Annotated in this window: 16 protein-coding genes; 6 read left to right on the top strand and 10 right to left on the bottom strand. The window is 69.2% G+C overall.

The annotated features are described in order from the left end of the window. Positions 1–57: 57 nt before the first annotated feature. The 3 genes from NJ4_RS21850 (at position 58) to NJ4_RS21840 (ending at position 4,055) form a co-directional block, all read left to right on the top strand. A complete protein-coding gene (locus NJ4_RS21850; RefSeq protein WP_067440517.1) occupies positions 58–1,497 on the top strand; it encodes an APC family permease in 1,440 nt (479 codons plus the stop codon). A 77-nt stretch (positions 1,498–1,574) separates the two neighbouring features. Continuing rightward, on the top strand, positions 1,575–2,906 hold the full coding sequence (locus tag NJ4_RS21845) for a class II 3-deoxy-7-phosphoheptulonate synthase (protein ID WP_067440472.1): 1,332 nt from the start codon (positions 1,575–1,577) through the stop codon (positions 2,904–2,906). A gap of 138 nt (positions 2,907–3,044) precedes the next feature. Further along, positions 3,045–4,055 (top strand): threonine aldolase family protein, encoded by a 1,011-nt coding sequence (locus tag NJ4_RS21840; protein WP_322787645.1) that lies wholly within the window; start codon positions 3,045–3,047, stop codon positions 4,053–4,055. 43 nt (positions 4,056–4,098) lie between these two features. Here NJ4_RS21840 and NJ4_RS21835 read toward each other — a convergent pair whose 3' ends face one another. The 10 genes from NJ4_RS21835 to NJ4_RS21790 all read right to left on the bottom strand — a co-directional run bounded on the left by NJ4_RS21835 (position 4,099) and on the right by NJ4_RS21790 (position 16,823). Then, positions 4,099–5,916, bottom strand: coding sequence for a zinc-ribbon domain-containing protein (locus tag NJ4_RS21835; protein WP_067440469.1), 1,818 nt, complete (start codon positions 5,914–5,916; stop codon positions 4,099–4,101). A 166-nt stretch (positions 5,917–6,082) separates the two neighbouring features. Further along, a complete protein-coding gene (locus NJ4_RS26265; protein ID WP_157551289.1) occupies positions 6,083–8,056 on the bottom strand; it encodes a zinc ribbon domain-containing protein in 1,974 nt (657 codons plus the stop codon). A gap of 135 nt (positions 8,057–8,191) precedes the next feature. Next, a complete protein-coding gene (locus tag NJ4_RS21825) occupies positions 8,192–9,256 on the bottom strand; it encodes a zinc ribbon domain-containing protein (RefSeq protein WP_082749018.1) in 1,065 nt (354 codons plus the stop codon). A gap of 69 nt (positions 9,257–9,325) precedes the next feature. Beyond that, positions 9,326–10,150 (bottom strand): siderophore-interacting protein, encoded by an 825-nt coding sequence (locus NJ4_RS21820; RefSeq protein WP_245644664.1) that lies wholly within the window; start codon positions 10,148–10,150, stop codon positions 9,326–9,328. 93 nt (positions 10,151–10,243) lie between these two features. Continuing rightward, positions 10,244–11,287 carry a 3-deoxy-7-phosphoheptulonate synthase gene (gene aroF / locus NJ4_RS21815; RefSeq protein ID WP_067440457.1) on the bottom strand — a complete coding sequence of 348 codons (1,044 nt, stop codon included), beginning with the start codon at positions 11,285–11,287 and terminating at the stop codon, positions 10,244–10,246. A 42-nt stretch (positions 11,288–11,329) separates the two neighbouring features. Then, the gene (locus NJ4_RS21810) at positions 11,330–11,824 is read right to left on the bottom strand and encodes an SRPBCC family protein (RefSeq protein WP_157551288.1); all 495 of its coding nucleotides are present in this window, start codon (positions 11,822–11,824) and stop codon (positions 11,330–11,332) included. Positions 11,825–11,995: 171 nt separating this feature from the next. Then, positions 11,996–12,892 (bottom strand): DMT family transporter, encoded by an 897-nt coding sequence (locus NJ4_RS21805; protein WP_082749016.1) that lies wholly within the window; start codon positions 12,890–12,892, stop codon positions 11,996–11,998. Next, entirely contained in the window at positions 12,889–13,791 is a 903-nt protein-coding gene (locus NJ4_RS21800) for a deoxyribonuclease IV (RefSeq protein ID WP_067440451.1), read from the bottom strand. Before NJ4_RS21800 ends, NJ4_RS21805 begins: the two co-directional genes overlap by 4 nt. A 17-nt stretch (positions 13,792–13,808) precedes the next feature. Further along, the gene (gene pknB, locus NJ4_RS21795) at positions 13,809–15,866 is read right to left on the bottom strand and encodes a Stk1 family PASTA domain-containing Ser/Thr kinase (protein WP_067440448.1); all 2,058 of its coding nucleotides are present in this window, start codon (positions 15,864–15,866) and stop codon (positions 13,809–13,811) included. Between the two features lie 114 nt (positions 15,867–15,980). Beyond that, positions 15,981–16,823, bottom strand: coding sequence for a transglycosylase SLT domain-containing protein (locus tag NJ4_RS21790; protein WP_067440445.1), 843 nt, complete (start codon positions 16,821–16,823; stop codon positions 15,981–15,983). Positions 16,824–17,015: 192 nt separating this feature from the next. On the opposite strand from NJ4_RS21790, the gene NJ4_RS21785 reads away from it, so the two are divergent. The 3 genes from NJ4_RS21785 to NJ4_RS21775 are packed head-to-tail and all read left to right on the top strand — an operon-like array spanning position 17,016 to position 18,321. Then, positions 17,016–17,387, top strand: coding sequence for an Rv2175c family DNA-binding protein (locus tag NJ4_RS21785; RefSeq protein WP_067440442.1), 372 nt, complete (start codon positions 17,016–17,018; stop codon positions 17,385–17,387). An 11-nt stretch (positions 17,388–17,398) separates the two neighbouring features. After that, positions 17,399–17,905, top strand: a complete 507-nt coding sequence (locus tag NJ4_RS26790; protein ID WP_067440439.1) for a ribonuclease domain-containing protein — start codon at positions 17,399–17,401, stop codon at positions 17,903–17,905. Continuing rightward, positions 17,902–18,321, top strand: coding sequence for a barstar family protein (locus NJ4_RS21775; RefSeq protein WP_067440437.1), 420 nt, complete (start codon positions 17,902–17,904; stop codon positions 18,319–18,321). Before NJ4_RS26790 ends, NJ4_RS21775 begins: the two co-directional genes overlap by 4 nt. Positions 18,322–18,397: the final 76 nt, after the last annotated feature.

Raw genomic sequence — 18,397 nt, 5'->3', positions numbered from 1 at the left:
GGTCGCCTTGCCGACCGCGGCTCGTCCGGAGTCGTGAACCCGACTGTGGAGGTCTTCATGAGCACGACCAGAGACGATGTGGCCGAAGTCCCGGGCGACGAGGGCACCGAGCTGAACCGCGCGATCGGACCCAAGCTCCTCCTGCTGTTCATCGTCGGCGACATCCTCGGTACCGGTGTCTACGCGCTGACCGGTGACGTCGCCGGACAGGTCGGAGGTGCCGCGTGGGCACCCTTCCTGGCGGCCTTCATCGTGGCCACGATCACCGCGTTCTCCTACCTCGAGCTGGTCACCAAATACCCCCAGGCCGCCGGCGCCGCGCTCTACACGCACAAGGCGTTCGGCATCCACTTCATCACCTTCATCGTCGCCTTCACGGTGATGTGCTCGGGCATCACGTCGGCCTCCACCGCCGCGAACGCGTTCGCCGGCTTCCTCAGCGACGGGCTCGAGCTCGGCTACGAGGCGGGCAGCACCCCGATCCTGCTGATCGCCCTGGCATTCATGGCCCTCATCGCCGCGGTGAACTTCCGTGGCGTCAGTGAGAGCGTGATGACCAACGTCGTGCTGACGATGGTCGAGCTGTCCGGTCTGCTGCTGATCATCTTCGTCGGCCTGTACGCCGTCACCCAGGGCGACGCCGACTTCTCCCGCACGGTGGTCTTCGAATCGCCCGAGGACAAGTCGCTGTTCATCACCGTCTCCACGGGCACCGCCCTGGCCTTCTTCGCGATGGTCGGTTTCGAGGACTCGGTGAACATGGCCGAGGAGTGCAAGAACCCCGAGCGCGACTTCCCGAAGATGATGCTGACCGGACTCTTCATCACCGGCCTCATCTACGTGCTGGTGGCGATCACCGCCGTTGCGCTGGTCCCGGTCGGAGACCTGACCAATGCCGACAAGGGCAGTGCTCTCACCCAGGTCGTGGCCGCCGGTGCGCCGGACCTCCCGTTCGACCGCATCTTCCCGTTCATCGGCATGTTCGCGGTGGCCAACTCGGCACTGATCAACATGCTGATGGCCAGCCGCCTGCTCTACGGCATGGCCAACCAGGGTGTCCTCCCCAAGCCGCTCGGCCGGGTGCACCAGGTGCGTCGCACGCCGTACGTCTCCATCGCCTTCACCACCGTGATCGCGCTCGGCCTGATCACCTACGTGGTGATCGAGAGCGGCAGCGCTTCCGGAGCGAACACGGTCTCGCTGCTGGGTGGCACGACGGCGTTGTTGCTGCTCGGTGTGTTCACCGTGGTCAACATCGCGCTGATCGTGCTGCGCAAGGACGTGGTCGATCGCCCGCACTTCCGCTCGCCAACGGTCATGCCCTACATCGGCGCGGTGACGTGTGCCTATCTCGTCGGCCCGTGGGCTCGGACCGAGGATCAGATGGAGCAGTACGAGATCGCTGCCCTGTTGATCGGCCTCGGCGTCGTGCTGTGGGTGATCACCTGGGCCTTCACCCGCAGGGGCAAGCAGGTCGACTACACCGGCGAGGAGTAGTCGACCCGTGCCTCCGACGACCCGGCGGCCGTGGATCGGGTGCGGTCTGGCCGGCGGCAGGACGTAGTCTGGGGGGCGTGATTCCCGACCTCGCCGCCCTGCACGCCCAGGGTGCCGCCCAGCAGCCGACGTACCCCGACTCCGAAGCCGTGGACGCAGCCGTGGCGAGGCTGCGTCACTGTCCGCCGCTGGTCTTCGCCGGGGAGTGCGACGACCTCAAGACCAAGCTGGCGGCGGTCAGCCGCGGTGAGGCCTTCCTGCTCCAGGGTGGCGACTGCGCCGAGACGTTTGCCGGGGTGACCGCCGACAACGTCCGCAACAAGTTGCGGGTCCTGCTGCAGATGGCCGTCGTGCTCACCTACGCCGGCTCGGTTCCGGTCGTGAAGCTGGGCCGGCTGGCCGGGCAGTACGCCAAGCCGCGTTCCTCAGACACCGAGACCCGTGGCGACATCACCCTGCCGGCCTACCGCGGTGACGCCGTCAACGGGTTCGAGTTCACCCCGGAGTCCCGCACGCCCGACCCGCAGCGCCTGGTCGACGTCTACAACGCGTCGGCCGCCACGCTCAACCTGATCCGCGCGTTCGTCAACGGCGGGTACGCCGACCTGCGGCAGGTGCACACCTGGAACAACGACTTCGTCCGCGAGTCGCCTCATGCCCAGCGCTACGAGTTGATGGCCGGCGAGATCGAGCGGGCTCTGACGTTCATGAAGGCGATCGGGGCCGACCCCGACGAGTTCCACCGGGTCGACTTCCACTCCAGCCACGAGGCGCTGGTGCTGGAGTACGAACACGCGATGACCCGCATCGACTCCCGGACCGACCTTCCTTACGACGTCTCCAGCCACTTCGTGTGGATCGGTGAGCGCACCCGTCAGCTCGACGGTGCCCACGTGGAGCTGCTCAGCCGCATCCAGAACCCGATCGGCGTGAAGCTCGGTCCCACCACGACGGCGGACGACGCCCTGGCCCTGGCCGCGAAGCTGAACCCGACGAACGAGGCCGGGCGACTCACCTTCATCACGCGCTTCGGCGCCGGCAAGATCCGTGACGGTCTGCCCAGCCTGGTCGAGAAGGTCGCCGCAGCCGGCGTCAACGTGGCATGGGTCTGCGACCCGATGCACGGCAACACGTTCGAGGCATCGTCGGGCTACAAGACTCGTCGCTTCGATGACGTCATCGAGGAGGTCCAGGGCTTCTTCGACGTCCACCGCGCCCTGGGCACCTGGCCCGGTGGTGTGCATGTCGAGCTCACCGGTGACGACGTCACCGAGTGCGTCGGCGGCGGTGAGGCGCTGGCCGAGATCGACCTCGGCAACCGTTATGAGTCGGTGTGCGACCCGCGCCTGAACCGGGTGCAGTCACTGGAGCTGTCCTTTCTCGTCGCCGAGATGCTGCGCAAGGCCTGAACGTCGCCATCCGTGGCACATGGCGGCGTAGTTGTCGACGGCCGTCTCGCTGCGCTCCACAATGGGCCCCCTGCTCCGCTCCGCCTTGCCCGGCACCACGTCTGACGACGCTCAGTGGGCACCTGCGAGGATGGGGTTGTGAGCGAAATTGTCGATCTGCGCAGTGACACCCTGACTCGACCGACGGCCGCCATGCGGCGCGCGATGGCCGACGCCGAGGTCGGTGACGACGTGTATGGCGAGGACCCGACGGTTCGCGAGATCGAGGAGCGGGTGGCCGAGCTCTTCGGCCACCAGGCGGCGCTGTTCACCCCGACGGGTTCGATGGCCAACGTGCTCGCCGTCCGCACCGTCGCCGGAGTCGGCCAGGAGGTGCTGTGTGAGGCGCGCGCCCACATCGCCCGCGCAGAGCTCGGCGCCCATGCCGCTTACACCGGCATCACCATGCGCACCTGGAGTCACCCCACCGGCGGCATCGACCTGCCTGCGGTCAAGGAGCTGTTTGCACCCGACATGGGTCCGTTCTTCGTGCCCACGGCCGCGATCGCCGTCGAGAACACGCACAACTTCGCCGGTGGCACGGTGCTGCCGATCGAGGACCTGATTGCCCTGCGCCAGTACGCCGACTCCACGGGCGCGCGCATTCACCTGGACGGCGCCCGGATCTGGAACGCCCATGTCGCGACCGGCGTGGCACTGGCCGACTACGGCCGGACCGCCGACGTGATGGCCGTGTGCCTCTCGAAGGGGTTGGGGGCACCGATCGGATCACTGGTCGTGGGCGACCAGGACGCCATCGACGAGAGCCGCATCTGGCGCAAGCGGATGGGCGGCGGCATGCGCCAGGTGGGTGTGCTGGCGGCCGCCGGTCTGCACGCGCTCGAGCATCACGTCGAGCGGCTGGCCGATGATCACGCTCACGCGCGGCTGTTGGCCGAGGCGGTCGGCGTCGACCCCGCCGCCGTCGCGACCAACATCGTGGTCTTCGACCATCCCGACGCGGCCGGGTTCGTGGCCGCCGCGGGGGAGTCGGGTGTGCGGATCTCGGCGGTGGGGCCTCGTGCGGTCCGGCTGGTCACTCACCTCGACGTGACCACCGAGGACGCCCAGCGGGCGGCCGCGGTGCTGTTGCGACTGGCCGCCGGCTGACGTCGATCCGCCCGCCTCCCCGGGAGGTGGCGCGGATCCTGTGTCACCGTGGAGGTTCGACCGACTGACCCCACTGTGTGGGCGGTTCGTCGTCGTGGAGCGGATCCGTCCGCAACCGGGTGGCGTTGTGATCCTCGCCGGTCGGTGGCCCGGCGTACGCCGAGCTCTGTGCAGCGGGGGCGGCGAAGGACTGCGGCTGGCCACGCCATTCACCGGACTGCTGAACGCCGGCGCCGGCCGGGTGCTGTTGCATGCGGGAGGCGAGTGCCCTGACGTCGAATGCGCCGGTGAGGGCTCCCACGACGAGCGCCACCAGCAACGCGATCAGCGGAATCAGGAGATAGTCGCTCGGCTTGACTCCGGCGTACCCCTCGGCCGAGAAGCTCTCGCCGTCGCCGCCGTCACCGGAGCCGCTTCCGCGCACCGATGCCACACGGGACAAGACGGGGGAGACCACGAGCATGGCGCCTGCCCAGACGAGCAGGTTGGTCATCGGCCGTCCGGTTGCCCGGCCGCCCCGCAGCACGACGTACGCCGAGACGATCAGCACCAGCAGCAGCGTCGGGATCGCGAACCATCCACCCCAGGCATCGCCCTGGTCGATGACCCAGTTGAGCCGGTGCCACTCGGCGCCCCGGTCGCCCTCCCATTCGCGGCTGTCCCACGATGCGCCGATCCGGGCTCCCGAGCCGAGGCTCTGGAAGAGGGCACCGACGTTGCCGAGAGAGCCGATGACCACGGCGGCCACCTGGTTGGCGTCGGCGCCGTCGGTGTCGGTCGCATCATTGTTGGCGGTGAACCAGAACGCCAGGTTGGCGATGCCGCCGGCCACGGGCAGCAGGAGTAGGTAGGCCGCGACGCCTCGGAGTGGGCCCGCGACGACGTCGTGGGCGCGCCGGAGACGGGGACCGAGCCAGTCCCTGCGCACGAGGCAGGCAAGGCCCAGAACGACCGTGACCACCAGCAGGCCCAGGAAGAACGAGCTCGCGACGGTGGCGCCCCAGTCGACACTGCCGTCGTCACCGTCCCCGAACATCTCCTCGGCGAGGTCGCTGTCCTCATTGCCACGAAGACTGATCGCCAACACCATCAGCATCACGGCGTAGAGCAGTCCGGCTCGCACGGCATCGCCCAGCGCGTGGCCGACGGTCGGGTAGCTGCGCGTCATCCGCCGGAACAACCAGGCCGCGCCACCCAGGCTGATCAGGGCAACGGTCAGCGGAACCGTCCCGCCGTGCCCGTGGATCTCGCCGCCGTCGTACTCGAGGCTGCCGGTGGCATCGACGCTCACGGTCGCCGCTGCGGCCACGGCGCTGTGGACGAGCCGGTCCTTGGTGCCGGTCTCGGGTGGGTCGCCCATCCAGATCAGGCCGGCCGAGAGGCCGAAGGCCAGGAACAGTGCGAAGAAGGCAGTCAGGAAGGCTGCGACCCAGTTGCCGACCAGGAGCTGGCGGAAGTCGATCGAGCCTCCGGGGCCAGCCGGAGCAGGCTGGCCGGGGACGTGCGAAGCCGGCGCCCGGCCCGTCGGTGCGAGCCCGGATCCGTGGGGCCCCGGGCTCGGAGCCCACCCCTGCGGGGGGAAGGCGGCGGGCTGCGGGTGGGTGCCCCAGGGCGAGGGCGCGTGGGTGGGCGCGGGTTCAGGTGTCGGGGCGCCCTGCCACGGAGTCGAGGGCGCACCGCCCTCCGGCTGTCGTGGTGGCGCGAAGGGCGACGGCTGCGGGTCCCTGATCACCGTCGTGGTCAGCTCCTCCGCCGCGGCCTCGCCGCCGGTTGCACCAGGAGCGGCCAACGGGCTTCCGCAGGAACCGCAGAAGGCGTGGCCGGGGGAGGTGGGGGTGCCGCACTGCGGGCAGAACTTCATCGTTGACTCCGAATCGCTGGTGGCCTGCGCCGCAGAGTAGTGCGAACCACCCCCACTCGTGCCCGAATCCAGGAACTGTTCCGCGTCGTTCCCGAGAACGACGACAGCCGTCGGTCCGCACGTGCGGACCGACGGCTGTCGTGATGTGCCTGTGCACCCAGTCAGGTCACTGGTTGGGCGGCTGCCACCCACCCTGCTGCGGCGGCTGCTGGCCGTAGGGCGGCTGCTGCGGCTGTTGGGGCTGACCCCACTGCTGCGGCGGCTGACCCTGCGGCGGCTGCCCCTGCGGCGGCTGGGGCTGACCCTGCGGCTGGCCCCACTGCTGGCCGGGCTGGCCTTGCGGCTGGCCCTGTTGGGGTTGGCCCCAGTGCTGGCCGGGTTGACCCTGAGGCTGGCCCTGCTGGGGCTGGCCCCACTGCTGGCCGGGCTGGCCCTGCTGGGGTTGGCCCCACTGCTGGCCCGGCTGGCCCTGTCCGGGCTGCCCCTGGAAGCTGGATGCCTTGGCCTTGAGCGCGTTGACGTCGAGGTTGCCGGTCACCACGAGGATGACGGCCGCCGCGACCAACGAGATCAGCAGGAAGAAGAACATCGTCTGGAAGCCCTCGATGCCCACGGTGGAGGAGAAGCTTCCGTCATCGCCGTCGGCCTCGATCTCACCGCCCACGTGGGCGTTGGCGAACCGAACCAGGATCGGCACGAAGACGATCAACGAGGCGAGGTAGATGCCGAAGTTCTTCAGCAGCTTCGTCTTGTCGGGAGTCACGGTGTGGATGTACCAGAGAACACCCGCTGCCAGCGCGATGGCGGCGATGGGCGCGACCCAGAAGACCGCTCCGTGGTCGTCGGCGAAGTCGCCGATGCGGTCCCAGTCGCTCTCTTCGTCATCGCCACCCGGGCCGTCGTACTCCGAGGTGGAGCCCATCTTTCCGAAGACGCCGAGACCGAGAAGGAAGACACCCATACTGGGCAGCACGACCAGTGCACGCATCACCTCGACGAATCCGCGGGCGTCCTTCTCGCCGATGATCTGGCAGATCGCATAGATCAGTCCGAGCACGAAGAGTCCGGCCACGAGGGCGCCCAGTCCCTTGATCGGCGCGGCGACCCAGTCGTGCACCAGTGCTGCCTTGCCGGTGAGCCAGTCGCGGCGCGTGAACGCGACGAGGGCAAGCACGACGGTCATCAGGATCAGTGGCAGGAAGATCGCTCCGGCGACGGACACCTTCGAGTCACCGTTGAAGACGAGAATGCCGACGGAGTCACCGTCGGAGCCCTGGTCGAGGTAGCCCTTGATCTCGGGGCTGGCGATGCTGACCACGATGGCGATCACGGTGACGGCGACGGCGAGAATCAGTGCGGCGCGGACCGCGTCGAGCAAGGCGTCCTTGATGTTCGTGTAGGACGCGGTGGTACGGCGGAACAGGTAGCCAGCCACGCCGAAGGCCAGGAAAGTGGCAAGGAGTGGGTACTGGCCCAGGCTCAACGACGAGTCGCCCCCACCGAAGGTCTCACCACCGTCGACGATCGTGTTCGCACCGAACGCGGCGGCGGTCTGCGCAAGCGTGGTCCAGATGGCACTGCCGACCGAGAGGTCGTCGGCCGTGGTGAACGCGAAGATCAGACCCAGGACAAAGGCGACACCGAGGGCGGCCCCGGCCACCATCGCCATGCCGGCCCAGTTGCCGATCAACAGCTTTGAGAAGTCGAAGCCGCCACCCTGCGGGCCGCCGTACTGCTGCTGTGAGCCGTACTGCTGACCCTGCGGAGCACCCCACTGCTGACCCTGAGGAGCGGCCTGGTGAGCGCCGTACTGCTGGCCCTGCGGCGCACCGTGCTGAGGCTGGCCCTGGGGGGCGCCGTACTGGGGCTGGCCGGGCGGCGGACCTTGTGGCGGTTGGGGCTGGCCCTGCGGAGCGCCGTACTGCTGGCCGGCGGGCGGGGCGGGAGGCTGCTGTGGCTGACCCCACTGCTGGGGCGGCTGCTGCGCCGGGAACTGTTCGGTCGGCTGCTGACCCCGGATCTGGGTCTGGCCCTCGTCAGGGGTGGGTGCCTGGGCCGCTGGTGCGAGGGTTGCCCCACACGCGCCGCAGAAGGGCTGGCCCACCGTGGTCGCCGTACCGCATTGCGGGCACTGGCTCATGGTGATGACTCCGATCGTTGTGTCACTCGCGACAACTGTCAGTGACAGCACCCTAGTGGCCCGCGGGTGCGGGCGCGCTCAGGCGCGGTCGACTCGGGGGCGATACCCCCTCAGATCGGGTCCAAACCTTCGACGTCAGTCGGTGGTGCCGCGGAGCACGACCTCGCTGACCGCGGTCACGTTCCACAACGGCGGTCCGGAGTGTTCGGTGACCGACACGATGCGCATGCGGATGGTGCTGGTGACCGCGTCCTTGACCCCGATCACCTGCATGTCCGTGGTGTTGCGCAAGGTCTGCTCGAGGCTCGTGCCGTCGTCGAAGAGCCACTCCACCTTGGTGATCTTGCGGTTGCGCTGGTACCAGTTCGCGCCTGGGTCCAGCTTGGCGTACCCGTTGATCAGGCCGACTTCCTTGATCGTCGACTCGGCCGGCAGGGTGAACGTGATCGTCTCGCCGGTGCCGTCGCCGGCGATGCGGTACGCCGTCGAGGGTGAGCCGTCGAACATGTTCGTCACCGGATAGCTGACCTTCTTGCCGTTCACGTCCTTGCCGGGTCGACGCGGCGGCGGACCGGAGGCGGTCACCTCGGAAGCGAGGTCCTTGGCATCGGCGTCGGGCGACGGCGTGGTCGGCGTGGTCGGGGTGGGGTCGGTGCTCGGCGACGTCGACCCGGTGGAGTCGCCGGTGGTCTGTGACTGGTCGTCGGATCCGCGGGTGTCGGTCGAGCCGTCGTCGCGGTTGCCGAGCCAGACGCCGATGCTGGCCGCGGCGATCAGCGCCACCAGCAACGGGAGGAGCCAGATCAGCGGGGAGCGCTTGTCCTGACCGGAGCGGTGGGAACCGACATCGGCCGGCGGCTGGGCCGGACTCTGCGGCTGGGCCGGAAACCGGGGCGAGGTCTGGGTGCTCGAGGCCGGCACCCAGGGTGAGGCAGGCGACTGCTCGGGGGCACGGGTGGTGACCTCGTCGGCGAACAAGGGCGGCGGCGTCGGCTCGCTGGGCTGACCCGCCGGCGGGTAGAGCGGATAACGGGTGCCCGTGGAGGCATCCGGTTGGACCGCGGGCAGTCTGACCGCCGTCTTCTCCGCGGCCGACTCGTCGTTGCCGCGGGCAGTGGGTTGCTGGTCGACGGGCGCGCCACAGTTGATGCAGAACCGGCCCGGACCGAGTGCTGCACCGCATTGCCTACAGAAATTCATGTCGCTCCTCGCCCCGTGAACGCCCAAGAGCCTAGGCGACGTGACGAAACGGGCGAAACCGTGGCCGGCTCAGGCCTCCGTGCGGGCCAGCTCCTGCTTCCACTCGCGGAACCCCTCCTCGGTGCGTCCACGGCGCCAGTAGCCCGAGATCGACACGTCGTCGCGGGTCAGACCTCTCTCGACGAGCAGCAGGGGCCGTACGCCGTGCATCACGGCCGCCGCCTCGCCGTGCACGAAGGCCTGCACGCGTCCGGGCAGCCAGTCCAGGTCGCGGATCGCCTGCACCAGGGGAGCGTTCTTGCCGGCCCGTTCCTCGGGTACGTCGTGGGAGGGGGCGCCGCGGAGCAGCCAGGTGACCTCGACTCCCTCACCCTCGTCGAGCTCGATCACGTCGTCCTCGCCTGCGACCTCGACCAGCACTCGAGCCACGGCGTGGTCGGGAAGCGCCTCGATGGCCGCCGCCACCGCGGGCAGCCCGGACTCGTCACAGGCCAACAGGTGCCAGTCGACGTCCTCACGTGGTGCGTATCCGCCGCCGGGACCGTTGGCCGGAAGCTCGTCCCCGGGCCGGGCGCTGGCAGCCCAGGGGCCGGCGACCCCCTCGTCTCCGTGCACCACGAAGTCGATGGCCAGGGTGCCGGCCGCGGTGTCGAGCCGGCGCACCGTGTAGGTGCGCACCACCGGCATCTGCTCCGGAGGAAGCGTTCCGCGCAGGGCCTTCATGTCCAGTGGCTCGGGGTAGTCGACGCCCGGCTGCTTGAAGACCAGCTTCACGTAGCGGTCGGTCTCGGTGCTCCCGGAGAAGTTGGTGAGCTCACCGGTGAAGTGCACGCGCACCAGGTGTGGCGTCAGCTGCTCGCTCGACGTGACGGTGAGCATGGTGGGCGCGGGCACGGATGGCTCCTGATCGGTGGGGGACGTCGTCCAATTTCTATCCGGTGCGGTCAAGCCCTGAACCGTGGCCCGACTCCCTTGCGAGTGGCCCGGTCAGCGCTTGAGCGTGCTCGCGTCGACCCGACCCACGGCCGGGGGCAGTCGGCGTACCGCCTGGGCCAGCTCGCGCAGCTCGGTGCCGAGCAGGGCCTGGGGCCCGTCGCAGAGCGCGACCTCGGGCTGCGGGTGGACGTCGACGATCACACCGTCGGCCCCGACCGCGATCGCCGCCCGGGAGAGTGGCACGACGAGGTCTTTGCGCCCGGCGGCGTGGGAGGGGTCGATGATGATCGGCAGATGACTGGTGGCCTGCACCACCGGCACCGCGGAGATGTCGAGAGTGTTGCGCGTGGAGGGCTCGAACGTGCGGATGCCGCGTTCGCAGAGCACGATGTCGAGGTTGCCGCGCTGGGCGACGTACTCGGCGGCCATCAGCCACTCCTCGATGGTGGCCGTCATGCCGCGCTTGAGGAGCACCGGCTTGCCCGACTCGCCGACGGCCTGGAGGAGGCCGAAGTTGGCGGCGTTGCGGGTGCCGATCTGGAGCATGTCGGCGTATTCGGCCACGACAGGCACGTCGCGGGCGTCGACCACCTCGGTGACCACGGGCATGCCGGTGGACTCGCGCACCCCGGCCAGGATCTCGAGGCCGGCCACGCCGAGCCCCTGGAAGGCATACGGCGAGGTGCGCGGCTTGAACGCGCCGCCGCGCAGGATCGTGGCGCCCGCGGACTGGGCCATCCGGGCCGCTTCGACGGTCTGGTCGGCGGTCTCGACGGCACACGGCCCGGCAATGAACGTGAACGAGTCGGGGCCGATCGGAACCTGCCGGCCCTCGGGGCCGACCCAGACCGTGGAGCGTTCGGCGTGGTGCTGGCGGCTGACCAACTTGTAGGGGTCGGAGATGCGGTGCACGTCCGCGACCCCCGGCAGGGTGCGCAGGTTGAGGTGGTGGAACGACTCGATGTCTCCGACCAGACCGATGATGGTGCGCACGACACCTTTGGAGACGAACGCTTCACCGCCGACGCCCTCGACGCGGGAGACCACGCGTGCGATGTCTTCGTCGGTCGCCTCGGGGGACATGACGACAACCATGAACTGAGAGTAGTGGCGGGCCCCGGTGTCGTCGGTTGTTATTCAGGATGCGGAATCGACCTGTGACCTTCCGACCCGGGTCTCGGCCTCCGACTTGATGTCCTCCAGGTCGTGGTTGAGCATCCGTCGGGTCGAGTCGAAGCTGAACCCGCCCCAGATGTTCCACATCAGGGCCTCGGCCCGGTTCCGTTCAGCGGTGTCGATGTTGGCGGTGAGCAACAGCTTGGTCCGTGCGCCCGAGTGCGACTGCAGGGAGTACGCCGTACGGATCCGGTCGTGGCCCAGCTTCGTCTCGTGGATGGTGCGAAACGGTGCCTCGGCGGTGGTGACGTGGAGCTCCTCGTCGCCCCGGTGGCCGAACATCGCCCGCCGCTCATGCCATGTGGTGCCGACGCCGTAGGGGCCGTCGCTGATCAGCTCGACCGACTCGACGCTGCGGAGAATGTGGTCGGCGTGCACCAGATCGGTCAGCACCTGCCACACCGTGTCCGGATCAGCGTCGATCTCAGTGTTCAGGTGGATCACGTGTCCAGTCATGATGACCTCCTCGTGACCCCCATCGTCCTCCGCGGCGGCCGCACTGTCGAGGCTCGGACGGCGGTTCTGGTGGCCGCTTCACCGCGACCCGCTCGTTCCTCGCTCTCGCGGCTCAGACGGCGGTTCTGGTGGCCGCTTCACCGCGACCCGCTCGTTCCTCGCTCTCGCGGCTCAGACGGCGATGTGCGTGACCTCGGCCTCGATCTTGCGGCGCGGCATCAGCTCGACGACCAGCATCGCGGCGAAGACCAGCAGCCCACCGGCGAGCAACCGGGCAGTGAGGTTCTCCCCGCCCGCCAACACGGCGAAGAAGGCGGCGAAGACCGGCTCCATGCTCATGATGATCGCGCTGCGGGTGGGGGACAGGTGCGCCTGCGCCCACGTCTGCCCGGCCATCGCGAGGGCTCCTGCGCCGACCGCCATGTAGACGATGCTGAGCCAGTCGCGTCCGTTGTCGGGCACGGTGATGCCGCCGGGCGCCGCACCGACGAAGCAGACCAGCGAGATCACCGCCAGCTGCACGATCGCCATGCCCATCGCCTCGTCGGGGCGCGACCAGGCCCCGAGCCCCACGATGTGCAGCGCATAGATCACCGCGGAGACCAGGGTCAGGCTCTCGCCGTACCCGAAGGCCAGGCCGCTGGGCTGCAGGGTGAGTACCGTGATGCCGGCCATCGCCATCGCCACGGCCAGCCAGGACAACCAGCCGATTCGACTGCGCAGCAGCAACGCGGCCAGCAGGGGCGTGCACACCACGTAGAGCCCCGTGATGAAGCCGGAGACCGAGGCCGCGGTGTGGGCCAGGCCGATGGTCTGCAGCACCTGGGCACCGGCGTAGAGGACGCCGAGGACGACGGCCTGGCGACGGGACTCCGCCGAGAGTCGGCCGAGCGCCTTGGGGAACAGCAGGAACAGTGCGACCGTGGCGATCGGGAAGCGGACGGCGAGGAAGTCGATCGCGCTGATCCGCTCGGAGAGGTCCTTGATCAGGAAGAACGTCGAGCCCCACATGGCGGTCATCGCGAGGAGCGCGAGCGTGGCCAGCCGGGTGGTGCGGGCCTCGTTCACGCGCCGGCCCCGGAGGCGGCCTGCTCGCGCAGCTTCTTGAGCAGATCGGCGTCGGGGTTGCCCGGCTCGCGGGAGCCCGGAGTCTCGAGGATGAACGGCACACCCTCGGTCGCCGGGTGGGCGAAGAGGTCACGGAATGCGTCCTCGCCGATGTGGCCGGCACCGATGTTCTGGTGGCGGTCCTTGAACGCACCGCGCACGTCCATGGAGTCGTTGGCGTGGATCAGGCGCAGCCGGTTCGGCCCGCCGATCTCGACGATGCGGTCGACGGTGGCCGCCGTACCCCCCTCGTCGTCGAGAGGTGCCCCGGCGGCGAAGACATGGCAGGTGTCGAGGCAGATACCCGCCTTCGGGTGGAAGTCGAGGGCGTCGAGGTAGGGCTGCAGGTCTTCCACCCCGGCGCACAGCGACCGGCCCTGCCCGGCGGTGGGCTCGAGCAGCAGCCAGGGTGCGTCGTCACCCTCGATGGCCTCGAGCAGCGGGAGCAGGCCCTCGCGGACCTGGCGCATGGCGGCGGCGTACTTCTCCGTGGAGTCGGTGGGGTCGACGAACGACCCGGTGTGGACGACGACACCCTCGGCACCGATCTCGGCGGCCCGGTTGAGGTTGTGGGCGACGGTGGCGACCGATCTCTCGTACGTCGCAGCGGTGGGGCTGCCCAGGTTCACCAGGTAGGGAGCATGGATGAACGATCGGGTGCCGGACTCGTCGCAGGCCGCGCGGAAGGCCTTGTCCTGCGCCGGATTGCCGGCGCTCGCGGCCCAACCGCGCGGGTTGCCGACGAAGACCTGGAGGGTCTCGTAGCCAAGCTCGCGAGCATCGGCCAACGCTCCCGCGGCGAGGCCCTTGCCGACAGTGACATGGGAGCCGATGGGGTTGCGGAGCGTGGCGTCAGACATGCGCCCAAGGCTATCGGTCACACGATGGTGATCGTGACCGTGCTGCCCTTGGGGATCTTCTCCCCGCGACCCGGTGAGGTGCTGAGCACGTAGCCCAGACCGATGTAGTTCTCGTGGTGCTCCACGTCGACCTTGAAGCCGTCGGCCTCGAGCGTGTCGATCGCCGCCTCCTGGCCCATGCCGATCACCCGGGGCACCTCGACCAGCTCCGGTCCCTTCGAGACCACGAGCTTCACGGTGTCGTCCTTGAACAGCTCACCGCTGCTGGGGCTCTGCGAGATGACGTCGCCCTCGAGAACGTCGTCGTCGTACTCCTCGGACCTGTCAACATCGAGGCCCTTCTTCTCCAACCAGGCCTGGGCCTTGTCGGCATCCTTGCCGGTCCAGTCCACGATCTTGATCGGGCGCGGGCCCTGGCTGAGATAGAGGTCGACGCTCGATCCGGGCTTCTGCGACGTGCCGGGCTTCGGGTTGCTGCCGATGACCTGACCGGCCGGGATGCTCGGGTGGTAGCGGGGGATCGAACGGCCGAAGTCGAGGTGGGCGTCGAGGATCGCCTGCTGGGCGTCGTCCTCGGACTTGCCGCGCAGCTTCGGGACGTCGTACCTCTCCTTGCCGAGCGAGAGCACCACGGTGACGGTGCCGTCGTCGAGCACTCGGTCACCGGGGCCGGGGTCGGTGCTGATCACGGCGCCCTTGGCCACGCTCTCGGAGTACGCCGGGTCGCCCTCGGCGTACTCCAGGCCGGCCTTCTCGATCTTCTGCTGTGCCTCGCCGGCGCTGAGGTCGAGGACGCCGGGGGCCGTGGTGTAGCGGGCCACGCCGAACCAGTAGGCACCGCCGCCGACCACCAGGGCCGTCACGAGGGCGAGGATCAGCAGCAGGGGCCCGCGGCGCTTCTTCTTCGCCGGTGTGGCCGCATTCCACGGGGAAGCGCCACTGGCATCGCGGTCGTCGGGCAGGGGACGGGCGATCGGTCCGGCCATCACCGCGTCGCGGTCGATGTGACTGGTCTGTGGGAACTGGTCGACCGGCTGCTTGGGCCGCTCCTGGGTGTCGGTGGCGCTCGGTGGCACCGTCCGCGCCTGGTCGAACGGGTCCTGAGCGGTGTCCTCGCGGAACTGCTCCTCCTCGTGCTCGCGGGCCGTCGGGGGAGCGAGATCGGCGACCAGCTCGGGGTCGTCGACAACGCCCTCGGCCAACGCCTGGGCGACCCGGTGCACCTGGTGCAGCAGCACGCGCGCGTCCGCGGGACGGTGCGAGCGGTCCCGGGCGGTGGCGCGGGCGACCAGCGCGTCGACGTACGCCGGGATGCCGGGAACGGTGGCCGACGGTGCGGGGACGTCTTCGTGGACGTGCTTGTAGGCGACTTGGATGGGCGACTCGCCCTCGTGGGGCTTGCGTCCGGTGAGGAGCTCGTAGAGGACGACCCCGGCGGCGTAGACGTCGGCGCGGGTGTCGGACCTGCCGTCGACGACGAGCTCGGGTGCCAGATAGGAGACGGTGCCGATCAGCACGCCTCCCGTGGCGGTGTGCTGGGTGTCGGCGCTGATCGCCTTGGCCAGACCGAAGTCGGCGACCTTCACCCGGCTCGCCCCCGTGTTCGGGTCGGTGGCGATCAGCACGTTCTCGGGCTTGATGTCGCGGTGGATGAGCTGGGCCTGGTGGGCGGCGCTGAGCGCGGAGAGGATCGGCTCGATCAGCGCCAACGCCTTGCGGGGCGTCATCGGGGCTTCCTTGCGGATCACGTCACGCAGGGTGTGGCCGGGAACGTATTCCATCGCCAGGTAGATCGTGCCGTGGTCGCGCCCCTGGTCGTAGACGCCGACCACGTTGGGGTGCGAGAGCTTGGCGGCGTGGCGTGCCTCGCGGACGAATCTGGCCGCGAAGTCCTCGTCGTCACCCATGCCCGGGTGCATGATCTTGAGCGCGACCGTCCGGTCGAGGCGGTCGTCGTGAGCCTCGTAGACCGAGGCCATTCCTCCGCTGGCGATGCGCGGGCCGATGCGGTAGCGGTTGTCGAGAAGTCGCCCGATCAACGGGTCGCTGAGATCCCGTTCGTTGCGTGGCTCCACTGCTCGACCTCCGTGCACGGCTGGATGGGGAAGGATCCGCCTTCCTCAATCCTACGGAATGCCCCGGTCATCGCCCGCTCACGCGTCTTTCCGGCGTGGCGCTCACCTCATCGATCAGGGGTGGCCGGTTGCGTCGAGACGACGCTTGATCGCCGTCACGTTGCGCACGTAGTCCTTGGTCTCCGAGTAGAGCCCGTGCTCCCGGACGGCGCCGAGACCTTGGTAGTACGCGCCGAGCTGGTGGCTGCGCCGGCCGGTCATGTCATCGAGCAGGTCCAGGAGCAGTACGCCGGCCAGCACGTTGTCCTTGGTGCGTCGGAGCTCGAGGGAACGTCCGGCGTACAGCGACATCCACTCGCCGGTGCCCCGGAGGACCTGCATGGCGCCGATCGCATCGGCGCTGGAGACGTGGTGCATCTGCCAGCCGGACTCCTGCCACGAGACGGCCAGCGCGAGGTTGGGGTCGACATCGTGGGCGCGGGCCGTGTGCACGATGGTGCGGCGTACCTTCGCCCGGCTGGGGTGCCCGGGGCGGGGAGAGCTCTTCTCGACCCGTCGCTTGTTCGAGTCGACCCGTCGCTTCTTCGTCGAGGGCGTGACGCCCTGGCGCTTGTTCTTCGGCAGCGCGGCGAGCACGACGGGGATCTGGATGCGGTCGCCGACCTGCAGTGTGGCGGAGGGGCCGAGGTGGTTGAGTGAGATGAGCTCGGCGGTCCAGGCGTGGTACTTCACGGCCAGCTCGGTGGCGGTCTCGCCGGAGCGGACCGTGTGGCGCACGACCTTGCGCCCTGACTGGGCCTCGTGGTCGGCCAGGGCGGGCGCGGCCATCGCGACCAGACCGACGGTGACGGCTCCGGCAGCCATCCGGGAGAGCTGGCGCCAGGGGCTGGCCGCCGCGCGACGGGTGGAGCGGAGTGGGGGGAGGAAGCGTCGTCGGGTGGAGGCGGGGAAGGTCATGACGAGTGTTTCCCTTCGTCTGCTGCGCGGCGCGCGGCGCGCGGGGCTTCGGGTGTCGCGGTGGGTGACGGACGGGCAATCACACGACGGTAACCGGAGGTATCCAAGTTACTCAAGTGACCGGAGTGACTGAAGGGTCGATATTGCGGAAGGGATTTCCGTCAACCCATCCGGGATGGAAGAGTTGGCCCAATGAACGATGCAGCCGCTTCCGGCCCGGACCTGGGCGCCCTTGTCGACGACTGGCTGGACTGGTCCGAGACCGCCAAGGCGCTGGGCATCAGCGTGAACCAGGTGCGCACGATGATCCGCGAGCACCAGCTCGCTGCCGCCGTGCCGGCGGAGGGCGCTGGGCAGAAGGTGCCCGCCGACTTCGTGCAGGACGGTGAGGTCGTCAAGGGGCTGCCCGGCCTGCTGACGATGTTCCACGACGGCGACTGGGACGACCGGGAGTGCATCGAGTGGATCTTCACCGACGCCGATCTGCCCGGCCGACCGATCGACGCCCTGCGTGAGAACCGCGGCTCCGAGGTCAAGCGCCGCGCCCAGGCCATCGCCCTCTGAGAGGCGGAATCGTGCGGCTGAGCAGGACTCAACGCCAGATCCTCAGCCTGATCGCGTTCGTCGTGGTCGCGGGGCTGTGGTGGTGGTCCCAACAAGGGTCCGACGGCACCGACAACGACGGCGCCGACACCACGGGGCGCGACTCGCAGACCTCCTCCGTTCCGCAGGGCACTCCGCGGGCAGATGGCAGCTCGGGCGACGCCGGCTCGGGCACCCATTCGGAGGTCGACCCGGAGACGGGTCTGCGCTGGATCAGCGAGGAGGACCTGCCCGTCGAGGCCCGGGAGACACTCGACCTGATCGATGACGGCGGCCCCTATCCCTACGACCGGGACGGCGTCACCTTCGAGAACCGTGAGCAGATCCTGCCGCAGCAGCAGGGTGGCCACTACCACGAGTTCACCGTGCCGACGCCCGGTGAGGACGACCGCGGAGCGCGGCGCATCGTCACCGGCGGCGACGACGAGTTCTTCTGGACCGCCGACCACTACGACTCGTTCGAGAGGATCGACCGATGAGCGGCCTGGCCGGCATCCTGGCCGGGCACCACCCGACGGGTGTGTTCACCTGGCACGCAGGCTTCGAGGTCGATGACGTCCGTCGTGCCGTCGAGCACGCCGGTTGGCGGTTCGGGTACGTCGACGGCTGGATCGCCGGCACGAAGGCCGAGGTGCTCACCACGTTGGGGGAGACGCTGTCCTTCCCCGACTACTACGGCCGCAACTTCGACGCCCTGGCCGACTGCCTGGCCGACCTCGAGGACGACGTTGTGTTGCTCTGGGACGGCTGGAGCACCCTGGCCCGGGCTGACTCGAGAGCTTTCGACATTGCTGTCGACGTACTCACCGAGCGGACGCAGGCGCCCGGGAGGTTCGTCGTCCTACTGCGTGGCGAGGGCCCCGATCTGCCGCCCGCCATCGCCTCCCTCGACTAGTGGTGGGGCAGTGCTCCCCGTACGTTTCTGCCCAGGTGGCGGGTTGTTTCGTGTCAAACGGTCAGTTTCACAGGGC

This window comes from Nocardioides jensenii JCM 1364 = NBRC 14755 (assembly GCF_001552535.1).
In the GTDB taxonomy this organism is placed as follows: domain Bacteria; phylum Actinomycetota; class Actinomycetes; order Propionibacteriales; family Nocardioidaceae; genus Nocardioides; species Nocardioides jensenii.
The sequence above is the reverse complement of the archived record's forward strand: the minus strand, read 5'-3'. Positions and strand labels throughout refer to the sequence as shown.